Origin of the sequence: Streptomyces sp. NBC_00683 (genome assembly GCF_036226745.1) — a bacterium.
GTDB lineage: Bacteria > Actinomycetota > Actinomycetes > Streptomycetales > Streptomycetaceae > Streptomyces.
Genome location: NZ_CP109013.1, coordinates 3,799,167 through 3,817,008 on the forward strand (window position 1 = coordinate 3,799,167; position 17,842 = coordinate 3,817,008).

Annotated in this window: 19 protein-coding genes; 7 read left to right on the forward strand and 12 right to left on the reverse strand. The window is 71.5% G+C overall.

The window, feature by feature from the left end:
- Window positions 1–17: 17 nt before the first annotated feature.
- Entirely contained in the window at window positions 18–797 is a 780-nt protein-coding gene (locus OG257_RS16875) for an SDR family oxidoreductase (RefSeq protein ID WP_329208532.1), read from the forward strand.
- A gap of 3 nt (window positions 798–800) precedes the next feature.
- Here the strand turns inward: OG257_RS16875 and OG257_RS16880 are convergent, their stop codons facing one another.
- Both OG257_RS16880 and OG257_RS16885 read right to left on the reverse strand, forming a co-directional pair.
- Entirely contained in the window at window positions 801–2,030 is a 1,230-nt protein-coding gene (locus OG257_RS16880) for a PP2C family protein-serine/threonine phosphatase (RefSeq protein ID WP_329208533.1), read from the reverse strand.
- A 145-nt stretch (window positions 2,031–2,175) separates the two neighbouring features.
- Window positions 2,176–3,093, reverse strand: coding sequence for a helix-turn-helix domain-containing protein (locus OG257_RS16885; protein WP_329208534.1), 918 nt, complete (start codon window positions 3,091–3,093; stop codon window positions 2,176–2,178).
- A 205-nt stretch (window positions 3,094–3,298) separates the two neighbouring features.
- Here OG257_RS16885 and OG257_RS16890 point away from each other — a divergent pair, with 205 nt between their 5' ends.
- Entirely contained in the window at window positions 3,299–5,338 is a 2,040-nt protein-coding gene (locus tag OG257_RS16890; RefSeq protein ID WP_329208535.1) for a fibronectin type III domain-containing protein, read from the forward strand.
- A 116-nt stretch (window positions 5,339–5,454) separates the two neighbouring features.
- On the opposite strand, the gene OG257_RS16895 is transcribed toward OG257_RS16890, so the two are convergent.
- Window positions 5,455–6,507, reverse strand: coding sequence for a LysR family transcriptional regulator (locus OG257_RS16895; protein ID WP_329208536.1), 1,053 nt, complete (start codon window positions 6,505–6,507; stop codon window positions 5,455–5,457).
- Between the two features lie 122 nt (window positions 6,508–6,629).
- Here OG257_RS16895 and OG257_RS16900 point away from each other — a divergent pair, with 122 nt between their 5' ends.
- Both OG257_RS16900 and OG257_RS16905 read left to right on the forward strand, forming a co-directional pair.
- Window positions 6,630–7,469 carry an SDR family oxidoreductase gene (locus tag OG257_RS16900; RefSeq protein WP_329208537.1) on the forward strand — a complete coding sequence of 280 codons (840 nt, stop codon included), beginning with the start codon at window positions 6,630–6,632 and terminating at the stop codon, window positions 7,467–7,469.
- Window positions 7,466–8,065, forward strand: a complete 600-nt coding sequence (locus OG257_RS16905) for an anthrone oxygenase family protein (RefSeq protein ID WP_329208538.1) — start codon at window positions 7,466–7,468, stop codon at window positions 8,063–8,065. The genes OG257_RS16900 and OG257_RS16905 overlap by 4 nt, the downstream gene beginning before the upstream one ends.
- 69 nt (window positions 8,066–8,134) lie before the next feature.
- Here the strand turns inward: OG257_RS16905 and OG257_RS16910 are convergent, their stop codons facing one another.
- Both OG257_RS16910 and OG257_RS16915 read right to left on the reverse strand, forming a co-directional pair.
- A complete protein-coding gene (locus OG257_RS16910; RefSeq protein WP_329208539.1) occupies window positions 8,135–8,629 on the reverse strand; it encodes a hypothetical protein in 495 nt (164 codons plus the stop codon).
- Complete coding sequence (locus OG257_RS16915; protein WP_329208540.1) at window positions 8,626–9,030, reverse strand: winged helix-turn-helix transcriptional regulator; 405 nt, start codon at window positions 9,028–9,030, stop codon at window positions 8,626–8,628. Before OG257_RS16915 ends, OG257_RS16910 begins: the two co-directional genes overlap by 4 nt.
- Before the next feature lie 150 nt (window positions 9,031–9,180).
- Here OG257_RS16915 and OG257_RS16920 point away from each other — a divergent pair, with 150 nt between their 5' ends.
- Window positions 9,181–10,083: an NADP-dependent oxidoreductase gene (locus OG257_RS16920; RefSeq protein WP_329208541.1), complete on the forward strand. Its 903-nt coding sequence runs from the start codon at window positions 9,181–9,183 to the stop codon at window positions 10,081–10,083.
- Between the two features lie 47 nt (window positions 10,084–10,130).
- Window positions 10,131–11,105: a prolyl aminopeptidase gene (gene pip, locus OG257_RS16925; RefSeq protein ID WP_329208542.1), complete on the forward strand. Its 975-nt coding sequence runs from the start codon at window positions 10,131–10,133 to the stop codon at window positions 11,103–11,105.
- A gap of 76 nt (window positions 11,106–11,181) precedes the next feature.
- On the opposite strand, the gene OG257_RS16930 is transcribed toward pip, so the two are convergent.
- Window positions 11,182–12,174: an aldo/keto reductase gene (locus tag OG257_RS16930; protein WP_329208543.1), complete on the reverse strand. Its 993-nt coding sequence runs from the start codon at window positions 12,172–12,174 to the stop codon at window positions 11,182–11,184.
- A gap of 154 nt (window positions 12,175–12,328) precedes the next feature.
- On the reverse strand, window positions 12,329–12,583 hold the full coding sequence (locus OG257_RS16935; RefSeq protein ID WP_329208544.1) for a hypothetical protein: 255 nt from the start codon (window positions 12,581–12,583) through the stop codon (window positions 12,329–12,331).
- Window positions 12,584–12,785: 202 nt separating this feature from the next.
- Between OG257_RS16935 and OG257_RS16940 the strand changes: the two genes are divergently transcribed.
- Window positions 12,786–13,799: a helix-turn-helix transcriptional regulator gene (locus OG257_RS16940; protein ID WP_329208545.1), complete on the forward strand. Its 1,014-nt coding sequence runs from the start codon at window positions 12,786–12,788 to the stop codon at window positions 13,797–13,799.
- Between the two features lie 24 nt (window positions 13,800–13,823).
- Here OG257_RS16940 and OG257_RS16945 read toward each other — a convergent pair whose 3' ends face one another.
- The 5 genes from OG257_RS16945 to ilvE all read right to left on the reverse strand — a co-directional run bounded on the left by OG257_RS16945 (window position 13,824) and on the right by ilvE (window position 17,825).
- Window positions 13,824–14,387, reverse strand: a complete 564-nt coding sequence (locus OG257_RS16945; RefSeq protein ID WP_329208546.1) for a hypothetical protein — start codon at window positions 14,385–14,387, stop codon at window positions 13,824–13,826.
- Entirely contained in the window at window positions 14,384–14,611 is a 228-nt protein-coding gene (locus tag OG257_RS16950; RefSeq protein ID WP_329208547.1) for a chorismate mutase, read from the reverse strand. The genes OG257_RS16945 and OG257_RS16950 overlap by 4 nt, the downstream gene beginning before the upstream one ends.
- A 109-nt stretch (window positions 14,612–14,720) precedes the next feature.
- On the reverse strand, window positions 14,721–16,052 hold the full coding sequence (locus OG257_RS16955; RefSeq protein WP_329208548.1) for an MFS transporter: 1,332 nt from the start codon (window positions 16,050–16,052) through the stop codon (window positions 14,721–14,723).
- A 32-nt stretch (window positions 16,053–16,084) separates the two neighbouring features.
- Entirely contained in the window at window positions 16,085–16,876 is a 792-nt protein-coding gene (locus OG257_RS16960; RefSeq protein WP_329208549.1) for a cyclase family protein, read from the reverse strand.
- A gap of 1 nt (window position 16,877) precedes the next feature.
- Window positions 16,878–17,825: a branched-chain-amino-acid transaminase gene (gene ilvE / locus OG257_RS16965; RefSeq protein WP_329208550.1), complete on the reverse strand. Its 948-nt coding sequence runs from the start codon at window positions 17,823–17,825 to the stop codon at window positions 16,878–16,880.
- Between the last annotated feature and the right edge of the window lie 17 nt (window positions 17,826–17,842).

Consider the following 17,842-nt stretch of genomic DNA (forward strand, 5'->3'; position numbering starts at 1 on the left):
CCTGATCATTCCGACCTGTGACGAACAATGACGAGACCCGGCCCGTCGCCCGCCCCCTCGCGCTGATCACCGGCGTGGGCCGCACCGTCGGCATCGGCGCGGGCATCGCCCGGCAACTGGCGGCATCGGGCTGGGACATCGCCTGCACCTACTGGACACCGTACGACCGGCGCATGGCCTGGGGCGCCGAGAGCGGAGCCACCGAGGCGATCACCGAGGAACTCGCCGCGCACGGGGCGGCCACCGCGGCGATCGAGGCGGACCTCATGGATCCGGACGCCCCTTCACGCGTCTACGACGAGACGGAACGCCTGCTGGGCCCCGTCACCGCACTCGTGATGTGCCACGCCGAGTCCGTCGACTCCGGGCTGCTCGACACCACCCTCGAGAGTTTCGACCGGCACTTCGCCGTGAACGCACGCGCCACCTGGCTGCTGATCCGCGAGTACGGGCTGCGCTTCCGCGCCACTCCCGGCACGGGCCGGATCGTCGCCCTCACCAGCGACCACACAGTCGGCAACCTGCCCTACGGGGCGAGCAAGGGCGCCCTGGACCGCATCACCCTGGCCGCCGCCCACGAGCTCGCCCACCTCGGCGTGACCGCCAACGTCATCAACCCCGGTCCTGTGGACACCGGCTGGATGTCCCCCGAGGCGCGGGAGGGGCTCGCCGGGGCCACTCCGCTCGGCCGCCTCGGCACCCCGCGGGACACCGCGCACCTGGTGGACTTCCTGTGCTCCCCGCAGGGACAGTGGGTCAACGGGCAGCTGCTGATGAGCAACGGTGGCCTCGGCTGACGGTCACAGGCCGACGACGACCAGGGCGGTGTCGTCCGTGTTGCCGCCCGGGGGAATGAGTTCTGCCAGCAGGGTGTCGGCGAGGGTGTCCGCATCGGCCCGGCGGTGACGGCTGAGGCAGTCGGCGAGCCGGTGGAGGCCCGTGTCGATGTCCTCGTGGCGGCGTTCGACGAGCCCGTCGGTGTAGAGGACGAGGCTGGCGCCCTCGGAGAAGGACGCTTCGGCCTGGATTCTCGGAATGTGCTCGAAGCGGGCGCCGAGCGGCGGGTCGGTGGCCCGGTCGAGGAACTCGACGGTTCCGTCGGCGTGCAGCAGGGCGGGCGGGGGGTGACCGGCGCTGCTGTAGGTGACGGTGCGGCTTTCGCAGTCGATCACCGTCTGCAGAGCGGTGGTGGACTCGGCACCCTCCACCGAGCGGGCGTACAGGCCGAGCGCGTCGAGGGCGGCCGCGGGGCCGTCGGCCACACGTACGGCCGCGCTGAGCGCACTGCGGAGCTGTCCCATGACGCCGGCCGCGGTCAGGCCGTGGCCGACGACGTCGCCCACCGCGACCGCGAAGCGGCCGCCGGGCAGTTCGGCCAGGTCGTACCAGTCGCCGCACACGTTCAGGGACCCGACCGCGGGCTGGTAGCGCACAGCGCCCCGGCGGCGGCCCAGCGGTCCGGGCGCGGGGAGCATGGCGGACTGCAGGCTCAGGGCGACCTCGCGTTCGCGGGCGTGGGCCCGGCGCAGCCGCTCGTTGACCTCCTGGAGCTCCCGGGCGCGGGTGTACAGCTCGGCCTCCAGCGCCCTGGTCCGGTCCCCGCCGAACCGCCCGCCACGGGCGCGGATCAGTTCGGTGACCTCCTCCACCCGGTGCAGCACCAGGGCCACCCGCCCGTCCGGGCCGAGGACCGGGGCGTTGACCGGGCTCCAGTACCGCTCCTCCCACCGGCCGGGCCGGTCGGGGTCCTCGACGTCGTAGCGCTGCAGCGCCATGGCGTCGCGCTCCCCGGTGGCCACCACCCGCAGCAGCGACGCCTGGAGGTTGTGCGTGCCGGTCGCGGCGGGATCGTTGGGGTTGTCGGGGAACACATCGAACATGTAGCGGCCGACGATCTGGCCACGGGTGCGCCCCGACGCGCGCAGATACGCCTCGTTGACGTCGGCGTACACCAGGTCGGCGGTGAGCAGGGCCGCCGCGGCCGGCAAGGCCTGGAAAACCGCCTCGTAGTCGATCCCGGAGTGCTTCACGACGCCCTTCGCCTCTTGTGCACCAGCGGTCCGGCGAAACCTGCCGCACCGGACACCCGCGGGATCCCGACGTGACAGCGGCCGAACGACCACAGCGTGACCCAGCCCGGCGTCCCAGGGGTTCCATTGCGCCATCTGCGGCATGTCACCGGCCGTCGGCCGCCCCGGGCGAACTCGTGGGCACGCGTGCGGCGGGCGTCCCCGGGACCGGCGGAGCCGTGGTCCTGGCCAGGAGCGCCAGGGCCGTACGCGCGGGGGAATCCGGCGGAGCCGTGGCGACGACGATGCGCGGGCCCTCGCCTCCGGGGCTCTGCAGCGTCTGCTGGTTGACCGTCAGCGTGCCGACCAGCGGGTGGCGCATCTCGTAGTCGGCCACATCGCAGGGAACGATGCGATGGCGGGCCCACAGCCGGGCGAAGGCAGTGCTGCGCATGGTCAGTTCACCGATCAGCGAGGCGAGCCCCGGATCGTCGGGGTACCGGCCCGCCGTCATCCGCAGGCTGCCCACCACCGCTCTCGCCTTGGCCGGCCAGTCCGCGTAGAGCTCGCGGGTGTGCGCGTCGAGGAACACCGACTTCGTCATGTTCGGGCGCCGTGCCGGATCGGCCGGGCTGTCGGGGTCCAGATGGCAGGAGAACAGTGCGTGGCCCGTCCGGTTCCACCCGAGGACGGAGCCACGGCGGTCGAGGGCGACGGCGGGCGTGTCGCCCAACGCCTCCAGCATCGCCGTCGTGGCCGCTGTCATGCGCTCGACGCGGGGCTGTGCGGCCGGCCGGCTGCGGCGCGGTGTGCGCGCCAGCGCGTGCAGGTGTGCCCGCTCCGACTCGTCCAGCCGGAGCGCGGCGGCGATGGCGTCGAGGATCTCCGGCGAGGCGTTGCGGGACTGCCCCGATTCGAGCCGGGAGTAGTAGGGGGCGCTGATGCCGGCGAGCATCGCGAGCTCCTCCCGGCGCAGCCCGGGGACGCGGCGCCGTTCTCCGTACGTCTTCAGCCCGATGTCCTCGGGGCGCAGTTGGGCCCTGCGGGCCTGGAGGAAGTCGGAAAGCTGCCCGTTTCCGTTCATGACGTCGAGTATGCGAGCCCGGCGTACTCGAAGCCTCACCCTGTGGAGGTGGGCCTTCAGGGGGCCCGGCAGGGAGGTCGGCAGCGAGGTCGGGCAATACCTGCGCCGGTTCTCCCTGCGGCCTACAACCAAGCGCGTTCCTCACGAGTCTTGATCTTCCGAGGCAGTCGCATGCTGCCCCGCACGATCAAGACCGAAGGAACGCATGAACCGACCCAGAGGAACGACGGTCGCCACCGCGAGCGCCGTCGTACTCGCCACCGCGGGCAGCCTGCTCACCGCGGCCACCCCCGCGTCCGCCGCCGTGACCTGTGCATCGCCCGTCTTCACGCGGACGTTCTACGCGAACACCACCTTCACCGGGACCCCCAAGGGCACGGACTGCGATTCCGTGATCGACCAGAACTGGGGCACGGGCGCACCCGGCTACAAGGGCATGCCCGCCAACAACTTCGGCGTCCGCTGGTCCATGACCCGCGACTTCGGCTCCGGCGGGCCCTTCGCCTTCACCGCGTCCTCCCGCGACGGCATCCGCGTCTACGTCGACGGCGTCCGCAAGGTCGACGTGTGGAAGAACGTCGCCACCACCGTCTCCAAGACCGTCAACCTGACCATCCCTTCGGGCAGGCACAGTCTCCGCGTCGACTTCGTCAACTGGACCGGTGCCGCGAACGTCAAGTTCGCGTACACGCCGCGCACCACGGCGACCGTCGACAAGGTCAAGCCGCTCGTCCCCGCCGGGACCACCGTCGCCTACAGCACGGCGACCACGTCCACGAAGGTCAGCTGGGCAGCGAACAAGGAGATGGACTTCGCCGGGTATCGCGTGTACCGCCGGCTGAAGGGTGCCGTCTACCCCACGAAGCCCCTCGCGACCACGACGGCCACCTCGTGGACCGACACGACCGTCCCGAAGGACGGCAACGTCTACTACTACGAGGTCCGCGCCTACGACAAGGCCGGCAACACCTCCTCGGGCACCGCGGACCTCGGCATCACCACCGTCGACCGCATCGCCCCCGCCGCCCCGAAGGGCGTCGAGGACAACTGGGCCATGGGCAGCCCCACCAAGATCACCCTCTACTGGGACAGCAACACCGAGCCCGACCTTGCCGAGTACCGGGTCTACCGCTCGACCTCCCGACCGGTCGCCCTCACCCCGGCCAACCGGCTGGCCTCCACGGGCGGCGGGTACAGCGGACCGCTGCCGCAGACCGGTGACGTCTACTACTACGTCGTCACCGCCGTCGACACGCACGGCAACGAGTCCCCGGCCTCGGGCACCGCCATGTACTACAGCGACGACCTGACCGGCCCGGTCGAAACCCCGCTCGGCACCCGGGTCACGGAGGGCGAGACCGGCGTCACCGTCACCTGGGACGCCTCCGGGGGAACCAGCTCCGACTTCGCGGGCTGGTCGGTCTTCCGGGCGCTCAAGCCGCGCGCCTCCGGAATAACGGTGTGGGAGGTCGCCCAAGGGCTGAAGGGCACCACCACCTTCGTCGACAACACCGTGAAGCCCGGCACCACCTACTACTACTGGGTGGTCGCCAAGGACTGGGAGGGCAACCCGGGCCATTCGTCCGCCGACCTCCCGGTCACCGTCGCGGGCAACACGACCTCGCCCGCGGCGATCGAGGGCGTCACCACGGTCCCGAAGGAGAACGGCGTCACGGTCTCCTGGAAGGCGAGCGGCGACCCGTCCCTCGACCACTACCGGGTGCTGCGCGGCGCGTTCGCCGACGGGCAGTGGAACTGGACCCCGGTGGGCGACCGTACGAACGAGCGCCCGTGGCTCACGGGGACGACCTGGCACGACGTGACACCCGCCGACGGTGAGCAGGTGCGCTACGCCGTCGTCGGCGTCGACCAGTACGGCAACCAGCTCACCCCGGACACAGGCGCGACCGTCACCGGCGTCACCGAGCTGGACCTCCGTCCGACCGCCCCGCCCGCCACCGGCTCGCCCTTCACCTGGATCCACCCCAACGGGCCGAGAGACTTCAACCTGTACCTCGAAGACACCACGAACGAGAACGGCAGCGAGGCCACCGGGTTCAACGTCCGCCGCTGGAACCCGGCGACAGGGACGTTCGACCTGCTCGGCACGGGCGAGATCTCCTACCCCATGTCGTGGCACGACGCCGACCAGCCGAAGGCGACCACGCTCTTCTACCGCTTCACCGTCGTGTACGCGGACGGCACGGAGTCGGGCGCGACCGAGCTGGCCGGCGCGATCGCCTGAGCCTGGGAGCCGCACAGGACCGCGGTATCGCGGGTGGCCATCGCCTCCAGCAGCCCAATGGCGTGCTGCTGGAGCAGGCGCGCGGTGAGCGCGGGTGTCACGTCCAAGCGAACCGCCTACGCGGTCGCGGTCAGTGGATCGGGGTGCGCCGCCACGTAGCCGCAGGCCGCTTCGGAAAAGGCCCGGACGCGGTTGTTGTCCGCTGCGGAGAGCCAGATCAGGCGCCATTCGTACGCCGGGGCGCCCTTGATCGGGACGAACGCGACGTCGGGGCGAGCGTCGTACACACTCGCGTGGGACGGGACGGGGAAGACCCCGTGGCCTCCGCCGACCAGCGCCCACATCTCCTGGATGCTGCCGAATTCCGTGCTCCGCCCGGAGCCCCGGCCCTCCGGCGCTCTGCCGGGGGCGAACGAGGAATCCGCCTGCCCCGGAGCGAACAACCGCTCCGCGCCCTCGGGAGCGGCCCATCGGGCCGCCTGCCCGGGGACGGGCCTCCCGGCCGCCCGCCCGGGAGCGGACGTCCCCTCCGCCTGTCCCGAGGGTGCCCGCGGCCGCAGCACCTCGTACCGGGCGAGCTCCGTCATTTCCACCGCGTCCCGCCGCGCCAGCGGATGCCGAGCCGAGACGGCGAGCATCGGCGCCTCCCGGAACAGCATCGGGCCCGCGCTGTGGCCGGGTGCGAGCGTCGATACCGGTACCGCGAAATTGTCGATGAGCAGGACATCGATCACATCGTCGTGCAGTGGCGCCGTCCCGTCGGCGAAGCGGCTCTCGTGCAGCCGTATCTCGCATCCCGGATGCCGGGTCCGCAGCAGCTCCGCCGCGCGCATCACGAACTGTGCGGTGGCCGTCCCCAGGAACCCGACGCGCAGCACGCCGTCAACACCCCGGCCCGAGGCCACCGCTCGCGCGAAGGCGTCCAGGACCTCTTGGTACGCGGGCTTCAGGTCGTCGAAGAGGCGTCGCCCGGTCGCGGTGAAGGCCACCCGTCTGCTGGTCCGCTCGAAGAGGGCCGCGCCGACCGACCGTTCCAGCTTCTGGACCGTCTTGCTGACCATGGCCACCGAGACGTGCAGTCGCTCGGCGCTGCGCCCGAAGTGCAGCTCCTCGCCGACCGTAAGGAAGATCTCGATCTCACGCCGCTCCACGACTCCCCCTATCGTCAACCCACAGGTCAACGATCCTTGCAGGAATGGCAGTTGATGGCGACCCCCGGGTGGTCGAGGCTTGAGCACACCGCAGGAACGCGGTCACCGAAGCGCCATCCACGAAAGCCGAGGCGATCACCATGACTTCTCCCGCACTCACCCTGGTCCTGGGCGGGACCGGTAAGACCGGACGCCGTGTCGTACGGGAGCTGACCGGTCGCGGCCACGTGGTCCGGATCGGCTCACGGTCCGGCGGGATCCCCTTCGACTGGAACGACTCCACGACATGGCAGCCCGCCCTTGCCGGTGTGGACGCCGTCTACGTCTCCTACCAGCCTGACCTCGCCGTCCCCGGCGCCCCCGAGGCGATCGGCGCCTTCGCCGAACTTGCGGTACGGACCGGAGCACGCCGTCTGGTGCTGCTCTCCGGGCGCGGCGAGCCGGAGGCCGAGGCCTGCGAGAAGGCGCTGGCGGCCTCGGGCGCGGAGTGGACGGTCCTGCGTGCCGCGTTCTTCGCCCAGAACTTCAGCGAGGGAGACTTCCTCGGTCCGATCCTCGACGGGGAGCTCGCACTGCCGGTCGGGGACGTCGAAGAGCCGTTCATCGATGCCGACGACATCGCCGAGGTCGCCGCCACCGTCCTCGCCGAAGGCGGGCACACAGGCCGCACCTACGACCTGACCGGCCCCCGACTGCTCACCTTCGCGCAGGCCACGGCCGCGATCGGAGCGGCGGCCGGCCGCAAGATCGGCTACGCCACGGTCCCTGCGGACGCCTACGCCGCCGAGCTCGCCGCGCACGGCGCCCCCGCCGACGTCACCGGCCTGCTGACCTACCTGTTCACGAGTGTTCTCGACGGCCGTAACGCGTATCTCGGTGACGGCGTCCGGCAGGTTCTCGGCCGGCCGGCCCGCGACTTCACCGACCATGCCGCCGAAGCCGCGACCACCGGCGTCTGGACCCCCGAGGCCACCTCGTGAAGACTCTCCAGACCGGGACCCTGCTCGCTTCCGTCCTCGCTTCCGGCCTGATGGCGGGGCTGTTCGCAGCCTTCGCCTACGCCGTGATGCCGGGGCTGCGCAGTACCTCCGACCACACGCTCGTGGCGACGATGCAAGGCATCAACAAGTCGATCCTCAACCCTGTGTTCATGCTGCCGTTCATGGGGTCGATCCCGCTGATCGCCCTGGCGGTGTTCCTCGCCTGGCGCGGTCACGGGCGGCCGGCGTTGCCCTGGCTCGTCGCCGCGCTCGTGCTCTACCTGGTCGCGTTCGCGGTGACCGTCGCGGTCAACGTCCCGCTCAACGACCAGTTGGAGCGGGCCGGCGACCCGGGCTCCATCGGAAACCTGGCCGCCGTTCGCGAGCGGTTCGAGGCGGCCTGGGTCACCTGGAACATCGTGCGCGCGCTGTTGCACTCGGCGGCCTTCGCCTGCCTGGCCTGGGCCCTCGTCCTGTACGGCGCGGACGGGTTCCCCACCGACCGGGCAGCAGCGCCCACCTCCCACGGGACCGGCACGCTGCTCCGGACAGGCCCCGGTCCCTTTGCGCACGACGGGCACGGGGCCGACCACTGACGCGGCGTGCCTCCCCTGCGAGAACGGCACCAAGATCAACCACTGGCGGCTCGCGGGTCGACCTCGACGCTACCCCGGGTACGGCTCCCCGCAGGCACTGCAGAACTTGGGGCTGCGGTCCGCCGAGAGCCGTCCGCACTCCGGGCAGACCAGGTCCAGCATGCACGGGGCCTCGCCGCCCTCGTACGCCGCCGCCGGGGCCGGGACGGCCGGCTTGATCGCCAGCCCCGGACGGCGGCGGTGGACCGTCAGGTACGTCAGCCCGTCCGGCCCCGCCTCCAGGGCGCGGCGGGAGGTGCGGGGAAGCCAGGTGACGGTGGTCGGGGCGAGGTCCAGGGTGTCGCCGCCCGTACGCAGAAACCCGCCGCCCGCGAGGACCACCAGCAGCACGTCCAGGACGTCCTCCTGGTGCTCGCCCACTCCGGCGTGCGGCGGCAGTCGCACGACGTTGGCGTCCAGCTCCCGCCCCTGCTCGGCGAGGTGCCACAGGGCGCCGCGTCCGCCGGGGGCGGCGGAGGCGAGCAGTTCGTCCAGTACGGCAAGCACCCGAGGAGTGGCGTTCACGCCGCCGCCTCCTCGTCGTACCGCTCCCGGGCCTCGTGGACCCGGTCGAAGTTGGTCTCGGCCCAGGTCTTCACCGCGGCCAGCAGACCGCTCAGGCTGTGCCCGAGCTCCGTCAGTTCGTAGTCGACGCGGACGGGCACGGTCGGCGTGACGGTGCGCGTGACGAGGCCGTCCCGCTCCAGCGAGCGCAACGACTGGGTGAGCATCTTCTGGCTCACCCCGGCGATCCTGCGGCCGAGGTCGCTGTAGCGCATCGGACCTTCGCGCAGGGCGCTGACGATGAGGCTGACCCACTTGTCGCTCAGGCGGCCGAGCAGCTGGTTGGTCGGGCATTCCCTGAGGAAGGCGTCGTACGCGGATCGGGCTTCCTCGCGGCGCTGGGCCGCGGTGCGTGTCGCCATGAGCCTGCTGCCTCCGGTCCTACCTGTGGGTGGCCTACGCACCTCGAAGTACGTACTTACCGAAAGAGAGTAACTCTTCCTAGGTTTGTGGGGCGGGAGAAACCCGCACCGTTCACGGGCCCCCGCGCCCGGGGAATCAGGGAGACAGACATGCGTGCAGTGGTGGTCAAGAGGTTCGGCGGGCCCGAGGCCGTGGAGGTCGTGGAGGCCTCGCTGCCCGAGCCGGGTCCCGGCCAGGTGCGGATCAAGGTGGCCGCGGCAGCCCTCAACCCGGTGGACGCGGCGTACGGCGGGGGCTTCCTCGTCCCGCTGCCGAAGGACGGGCCGCTGGGGCTCGGATGGGACGTGGCGGGGACCGTGGACGCGGTGGGCGCGGGGGCGCCGTTCGCCGCCGGGGCCGAGGTGGTGGCGCTGGCGTACGGACCGGCGCCGGCCAAGGCCCAGGCCGAGTACGTGGTGGTGGACAGCACCGCGGTCGCGCCCGCCCCGGCCTCGGTGGACGCGGCCCACGCGGCGACCGTGCCGCTGAACACCCTGACCGCCGCGCAGGCACTGGACCTGCTGGACCTGGCTCCCGGGTCCACGCTGCTGGTCACGGGCGCGGCGGGTGCGGTCGGCGGATACGCGGTGCAGCTGGCCCACCGGGCCGGGATCACGGTCGCCGGGATGGCCGGAGCCGCCGACGAGGAGCTCGTACGGTCCCTCGGCGCGGACCGGTTCGTGGAACGCGGCGCGGCGGCGGGCCCGTTCGACGCGGTACTGGACGCGGCCGTGCTGGGCGCCGACGCGCTGGCGTACGTCCGCGACGACGGGGACTACGTGGGCGTCATCCCGCAGGCGGGCCCTCCGGGCGTGCGGGGCATCCGGGTCCAGGTCGTGGAGGTGGCCGCCGACGGCAACCGGCTCGCCGAGCTGGTGAAGCTGGTCGACGCGGGCGTCCTGACACCGCGGGTGGCGCGCACCTACCCCCTGGAGGAGGCGACCGACGCGTACCGCCGTCTCGCGGAGGGCGGCGTACGGGGGCGGCTCGTCCTGGTGCCGCGAACGGGCTGACTACGCTGTCCCCTTCGCACGACGCCGTCGAGCCGAGGGGACCCGCTGTGGACCGCGCGCCGGACGAGAAGTACCCGCCGACCGAGCCGTACGACCGGGGCATGCTCGACGTCGGCGACGGCAACCTCGTGTACTGGGAGGTCTGCGGCAACCCGGCCGGCAAACCGGCCCTCGTCGTCCACGGCGGTCCGGGCTCGGGGTGCGGCACCTGGGCCCGGCAGTACTTCGACCCGGACCTGTACCGGGTCGTCCTGTTCGACCAGCGCAACTGCGGCCGCTCCACCCCGCACGCGAGCGACCCGGCCGCCGACATGCGGCACAACACGACACCCCACCTGATCGCCGACATGGAGCTGCTGCGCACCCGGCTCGGCATCGAGAAGTGGCTGCTGTACGGGGGCTCCTGGGGCTCCACGCTGATCCTGGCGTACGCGGAGCAGTACCCGGAGCACGTCTCGGAGATCGTGATCGCCGCGGTGACGACGACCCGGCGCAGCGAGATCGACTGGCTGTACCGGGGCGCGGGGCAGATCTTCCCCGAGGCCTGGGACCTGTTCCGGGCCGGTGTCCCGGAGGCGGAGGGGCCGGACGGCCTCGTCGCCGCGTACGCCCGCCGGATGGAGAGCCCCGACCCGGACGTACGGGCCGGGGCGACGGCCGACTGGTGTGCCTGGGAGGACGCGGTGCTGTCCATGGAGGCGTACACCGGACCGGCCCCGTACAGCGGCCGGCCGGACCGAGCCCGGGAGGCCTTCGTCCGGATCTGTTCGCACTACTTCGCCCACGCGGCGTGGCTGGAGGAGGGCCGGCTGATCCGCGACGCGGGCCGCCTCGCCGGTATCCCCGGGGTCCTGGTGCACGGCCGCTTCGACCTGGGCGGACCGCTGACCACGGCGTGGGAGCTGGCCAAGGCGTGGCCGGACGCCGAGCTGACGGTCATCGACGCGGCGGGCCACCTGGGCGGCCCGGCGACCAGCCGCGCGGTGCTGGCGGCGCTGGACAGGTTCGCGCTGCGGGGGTGAGCCGAGCACGGCGCAGGCGCACGAAGGCCGCCGCCCGCCGGAGCGGGCGGCGGCCTCGGCGCCCAGGACCGGTCGATCACCAGGCGAAGGCCTCCGGGGACGGGCCGGGACCCGGGAAGATCTCGTCCAGAGAGGCGAGGATCTCCTCGCTCAGCTCCAGTTCGAGGGCGCGCAGCGCCGAGTCCAGCTGTTCCTGGGTGCGCGGGCCGACGATCGGGCCGGTCACTCCGGGCCGGGTCAGCAGCCATGCGAGGGCGACCTCGCCGGGCTCAAGACCGTGCTTGTCCAGCAGGTCCTCGTACGCCTTGACCTGCTCACGGACCTCCGTGCGCTCCAGCGCGCTCGCCGAGCGGCCGTCCTTGCGGCGCTTGCCCTCGGCCTCCTTCTTGAGCACACCGCCGAGCAGGCCGCCGTGCAGCGGCGACCACGGGATGACGCCGAGGCCGTACTCCTGCGCGGCAGGGATGACCTCCATCTCCGCGCGGCGCTCGGCCAGGTTGTACAGGCACTGCTCGCTGACGAGGCCGACACGGCCGTGCGCCTTCGCCAGCTCGTTGGCCTGGGCGATCTTGTAGCCGGGGAAGTTGGAGGAGGCCGCGTAGAGGATCTTGCCCTGCTGGACCAGGACGTCGATCGCCTGCCAGATCTCCTCGAACGGCGTGTGCCTGTCGATGTGGTGGAACTGGTAGATGTCGATGTAGTCGGTCTGCAGGCGCTTGAGGGAAGCGTCCACGGCCCGGCGGATGTTCACCGCGCTGAGCCGGTCGTGGTTGGGCCATACGGTGGCTCCGTCACCGGCCATGTTCCCGTACACCTTGGTGGCGAGGACCGTCTTGTCGCGACGTCCGCCACCCTCCGCGAACCAGGTGCCGACGATCTCCTCGGTACGGCCCTTGTTCTCACCCCACCCGTAGACATTGGCGGTGTCCACGAAGTTCAGACCTGCGTCGAGGGCGGCGTCCAGGATGCCGTGGCTGGTCGGTTCGTCGGTCTGCGGACCGAAGTTCATCGTGCCGAGGACGAGTCGGCTGACTTTGAGTCCGGTGCGTCCGAGCTGCGTGTACTTCATGGGTCACAAGCCAACTGCTTCGAGCCCACTCCAGGCAAGTACCGCCGTACACCGCCGTCCCAATGGGCACGGCCCGTCCGGTGGGGACGGGCCTGCCGGTCACACACGATCTCCGATCGCTCGTGACCGCTGTCGATCATTCGCAATGACGCTTCTAGGACCAGCCGTTGTCGTCCTGCGTGACGGCCGGGGCGGGGGCCGACCAGCCGTTGTCGTCCTGCATGACCGCCGGGGCGGGCGCCGACCAGCCGTTGTCGTCCTGCAGAACCACCGGGACGGGCTTGGACCAGCCGTTGTCGGCAACAGACCGGACAGGGGTGGACTCCATGACGGACTGACCGATAATGAGCGCCAGGGTCGCGGCGAAGCCGGAGGCGATCAGGGCGATGCGAGCAGAGAACGACTGCATGTGGAGTGTCCTTTGGTGAGAGTCCTGAAGAAGGGCCGGACGGGGCGTCGCTGTGCGTCGTCGTGCGGTCGAGCGGCTGTGTCAGGTTTGGCCGAGTTCCGGCTGCCTTCGACGACTTCAGCTTCCCGCGATTGAGAGCAGCGCGGCAGGGCATCTGACCCGGGTTATTCACGCCTGTCGCAAACACGAAGGGTGGACGGCAATGCAGCACTTCGAGGAGGGGGCCCCGGATGCGGAGCTGACTCCCGACGGCCTGAGGCTCTATGAGTACGCAACCGGGGTTGCCTCGTTCACCCCGTCCGAAGCCCAGTGCGCGCTCGGCCTGGACGAGAAGGAGCTGGTCACGGCCGTGCGGCGGCTGGAGGCCCTGCGGCTGCTGCGGCGGGACGCCGACTGCCCGGACCGGCTCACCGTGGTCTCACCGCAGTTCGCGGCCGGCCAGCTGCTGTGGCCGATGGAGCATCAGATACGGCAGCAGTCGGAAAGCGTCGAGCGGATACGGACGGCCCTCGCCGCGCTGGGCCCCTGCTACCAGAACGGCCAGCAGCGCCAGCAGGCCAAGGAAGTGGAGCTGCTGACCGACATCGCCGACGTACGGCGGCTGATCGACCAGCTGACGGACAGCTGCCGGACCGAGGCGCTCCATGTGCAGCCGGGGGGCGCCCGGGACCCCGAGGCGCTGCTCAAAGCGCGGGGCAGCATGGGGCGGCTGCTGGAACGCGGAGTCAGCAGCCGCTCGATCTACCAGCACCCGGCCCGCTACAGCCAGCACACGGTGGAGTTCGCCGAGTGGATGATGGAGCGCGGGGCCGAGGTGCGGACCCTGGCGGACGGCCCCGACCGGATGCTGATCTACGACCGCAAAGCGGCCGTGGTCAGCGTGCAGGGCGACTCGGCCCACGCTCTCGTGGTGTACGAGCCCAACCTCGTGGCGTTCATGGTGTCCTCCTTCGAGACCGCCTGGCGGGCAGCCGAACCCTTCCCGGTGGGCTTCGACCGCGAGTGGGCCAAACAGGTCTCCGAGGATCTGCGCCAGTCGATCGTCCGGCTGCTGACCGAGGGGCTGGACGACAAGGTCATCTCGCGCAGGCTGGGCATGTCGGTGCGGACCGTGCAACGCCACGTCGCCGAGATCATGCGCTCCCTCGACGCGAAGAGCCGTTTCCAGACCGGCTATCTGATCGGTCTGGACAAGGGCGGTGCTCCGCCCGCGTAGCCCGGTGCGGGCACGGCGGGCGGCTCACCACGGCGCGGCGGCCCTGCTCCTGGGCCGGCCGACGCCCCGGCGGCTGTATCCGACGGTCATCGCCCGGACCACGCTCGGGGTGATCGTCTCCTCGAGCAGCGACTCCAGGACAGTGCCGAGCGCAGTCGCGAGATGCAGGTTCTCGTCGTCCTCGGCGTGTGCCCGGGCCTGGGCGTCGGCCAGTTCCACCCAGGCCAGGCCGGCCGGCGGGGCGCCGGGCAGCGTCATCACGTACTCGTACTCGGTCTCGTAGGGGCCGCTGTGCGGCGCCCGGATCCACCACGGCGGTGGAAACATCGGCTCACTCACTCCGGCCTGCCCCAGCGGCGGCACCGGCGGGGCGACCAGGCGAGCGGCCCGGCCGGTGAGCCGGGCGACGGCCTCCAGCGCCGCGTCGGCCGGGTCGGCGCTCCCGGGCCAGTCCTCGCTGGGCAGTTCGAGGCCGCCGCCGGGCAGGACGCCCAGGAGCCAGGGCCGCCGCCCGTCCGGGCCGGGGCCGCGGGCGTACACGAAGCAGCGCAGGCCCCGCGCGGGGGCGGCGGCGTCGACGGGGATCACCGGGCCGGCATCCGGTCGGAGAGGCCGAGCACCAGAAGGGCCAGATTGACCCCGGGCCTGCCGAGTTCCTCGCTGTAGCGGTCGATGGCCGCGTTCTCCTCGGCGAGCGAGGTCCGGGAGCTGCCGGAGCTCACGCGGGCGTGGGTCTGCTTGCGGGCTGCCGCCGCGCGGCGGCCGACGAGTTGGATGATCTGCTGATCGAGGGTGGCGACGTCGTCGGACATTGGGCGCTCCATTTCCGGTTCGTTGTCCTGCGGTTCGTTGTCCTGCGGTCCGTTGTGCTGCGGTTCGTTGTCCTGCGGTCCGTGGTCTTCGCGGTGAGGCCGGTGCCGGTCAGCCGGCGGGTACGAGATCCGGATCCGTGGGGGCGGAGGTGGTGGTGCGGGTCCTGCGGCGCAAGGTGGTGAGGGCGACGAGACCGCAGAGCGCGGCGAGCGGCAGCCAGACCCAGGCCGCGTGGTCCAGGGAGATCAGCGCGACGCCGATCGAGGGGCCGAAGAACATGCCGACGCCCATCATCGAGTTGCACAGGGCGCTGGCGCGGGTGAGCTCGCGGTCGGGGACCTTGGAGATCAGCCAGGGATGGAAGGAGCAGGAGTACGCGCACTCGCCGAGGGCGAAGAGGACGGCGTACGCCAGCAGTCCGGTGAGCCTCACGGGGCCCGGGCCGAAGGCCGTGAAACCGGCGACCAGGAGGCCGGCGGCCCACAGGGCGACCGCGATGCGCAGACCGTGTTCCTCGGGGCGCTTCTCCAGCAGCTTGGTGATCGGCCGCTGGAGGGACACGATGACCACGACGTTGAGGGTGAGCATCACGGAGATCCAGCCGATGCCCGTGTCCATGAGGTGGTCGGCCACCAGCGGGGCGGTGGCCTCGAACTGGCTGTAGCCGATCAGGTAGGCGCCGAACTGGAAGAGTGCGGCGCCGAGGGCGGCCTTGATGAGCATGCCGGTGCCCAGGGCGTGGGCGGCGGCGCCGGTGGACTTCCCGGCCGGCTCCGCGTCGGCGGTCTCAGCGGTCTCACTCGCCTCGGTGGTCTCACTGGTCCCGGCGGTCTCCGTCGGCTCCGCGATCTCGGGGACCTTGCGGGCCAGACCGAGCGCGAGGGCCACCGGAAGGTACCCGAGCGCGTTCGCGATGAGCAGCCAGGTGATCGCGTCGCGGGAGAAGACGGTGAGGACGAGGCCGGCCAGCAGCGAGCCGGCCGCGAGGGTGGCGTTGAGGATCTGGTAGCGGCGGGCGAAGACCTGCCGGCGCTCCTGGGGCGGAACCAGGGAGTTGACGATCGGGATGATCGCGGCCATGAAGCAGCCCTGGCCGGCGCCTCCCAGGACCGCCGCGGCCCCGGCGGTGACGAGGTTGTGGCCCTGGGTCAGGAGCAGGAAGCAGCTGAGCCAGAGCAGCAGCCCGGTGATGCCGAGGGCGTGCCGGGGGAAGCGGACCGCCGCCGAGGCGAGCAGCAGCGAGACGGCCAGGTTGGCGAGGCCGGAGACGCCGTAGTAGACGGCGACCCCGGCGGTGCCGATGTCGGGCTGGGCCGCCAGATGGATGCCGATGAACGGGAAGACCATGCCGTAGCAGAACGACGACAGGCCGTGCAGGACCAGGATGCGGTTGACCGACCTGCGGCGTAGCGCGGCCAGACCGTCGGGCGTCCGGAGCATGGGTGTACGAACCTTCCTTGGGATCAGCGGGATCAGCGGGTCACGAGGGCGAGCACCCGGGCCGGACTGCCGGAACCGCCGACGATGGGCAGCGGCGCGGTGATCAGCACGGCACCCCGGGGAGGGAGCCGGTGCAGGTTGCGCAGCTGGGTGATGCCGTACTTGTCCGCGCCGTGGAAGTACCAGTGGCAGGGGTAGGGCTGGTCCCCGAACTCGCCGGCCTGGCCTGCGTCGGTGCCGACGGTCTCCACGCCGACGCCGATGATCCCGGTCTCCTCGGCCAGCCATCGGGCGCACTCGGTGGAGATGCCGGGTGTGTGCCGGCCGTTGAGGAAGTCGTCCTGGGAGCCCTGTCGGGACTCCCAGCCGGTGCGGTAGAGCAGCCAGCCGCCCGCGATGAGGGGGCCGTGCTCCTCCTGCCATGCCTCGACGTGGTGGCGCTGGAGCAGGAAGTCGGGATCGGCGGTGGCCTCGGCGGAGAAGTCCAGTACGCACGCGGGGGCGACCAGGCGCTGCGGCGGTACCTGGGAGACGTCGTCGAGGTCCTTGCCGGTGACCCAGTGGATGGGGGCGTCGAAGTGGGTGCCGGTGTGCTCGGAGAGGCGGATGTTGTTCCAGTAGACGGTGGGTCCGGCCTCGTCGTAATGGCTGATCACCTCCCGTTCGAAGGCCCATGGCTGGCCTCGCTCCGGTGGGAGCTGGATCAGCGGGGTCTCCTCGTTGAGCGGCGACGTGAGGTCGACGACTTCCACGGAGCCGTCGAGCAGGCCGGCCAGCAGGGGGGCGGTCGGGCTGGAGGGCTGGGTGTCCACGGCGGAGGTCATGTCACTTCTCCCCGGTGGTCTGGACGATGGTGGACCAGTGCCGGTAGTCGGGGTGCTCGCCCCGGACCACCGAGTCGTAGAGGTCCTGGAGCTTGCGGACCATCACGCCCGGGGCTCCGTCGCCGACCGGTATGCGGTCGAGGCTGGTGACGGGGGCGACCTCGGCGAGGGTGCCGGCGACGAAGATCTCGTCGGCGGTGTAGAGCTCGGTGCGGTCGATCTCACGGCGCTCCATGGGGATGCCGAGTTCCTTCCGGGCGAGCTCGCCGACGGTGGCGACGGTGATGCCTTCGAGGACGCCGCTGGTGCCGGGCGGGGTGATGAGCTTGCCCTCGTGCAGCATCGCCACGCAGGAGCCCGGGGCCTCGGAGACGCTGCCGCGCTGGTTGAGCAGGAGCGTGGTGTCGTAGCCGTTGCGGATGGCCTCGTGGTGGGCGAGACGGCTGTTGTGGTAGTTGGCGCCCGCCTTGATGCGCGGCGGCATGGAGTCGTCGCTGATGCGGCGCCAGGAGGAGACGGTGGCGGCCAGACCGCCCTCGAAGCCCCGGCCGCGCGGGGCGCGGGTGGAGGTGATGTGGACGCCGGCGTCGTCGGTGTGGCTGAGCGGGTCCGCGTTCGGGCCCATGTTGAAGTACGCGACGACGCAGATGTGTACGTCCTCCTCGAACGCGTTGGCCTTGAGGACGTCGAGTACACCGGCCTTGAGCTCGTCGTCGGTGTAAGGGATCTCCATCCGCAGGCTCTTCATCGAACGGCGCAGCCGGGCCAGGTGCTCGTCGATGCGGAAGACCGCGAGACCGCTCCGGCCGGGGCGGCGGTAGGCGCGCAGCCCCTCGAAGACGTTGGCGCCCCAGAACGCGCCCTGGGACCGGGCGTGGACGGTGCACTGGTCCCAGTCGACGATGGTGCCGTTGAGCCAGGCGTGAGTGGGAAGTTGGGGTGTGGTCACTTCGTACTCCTGATGCG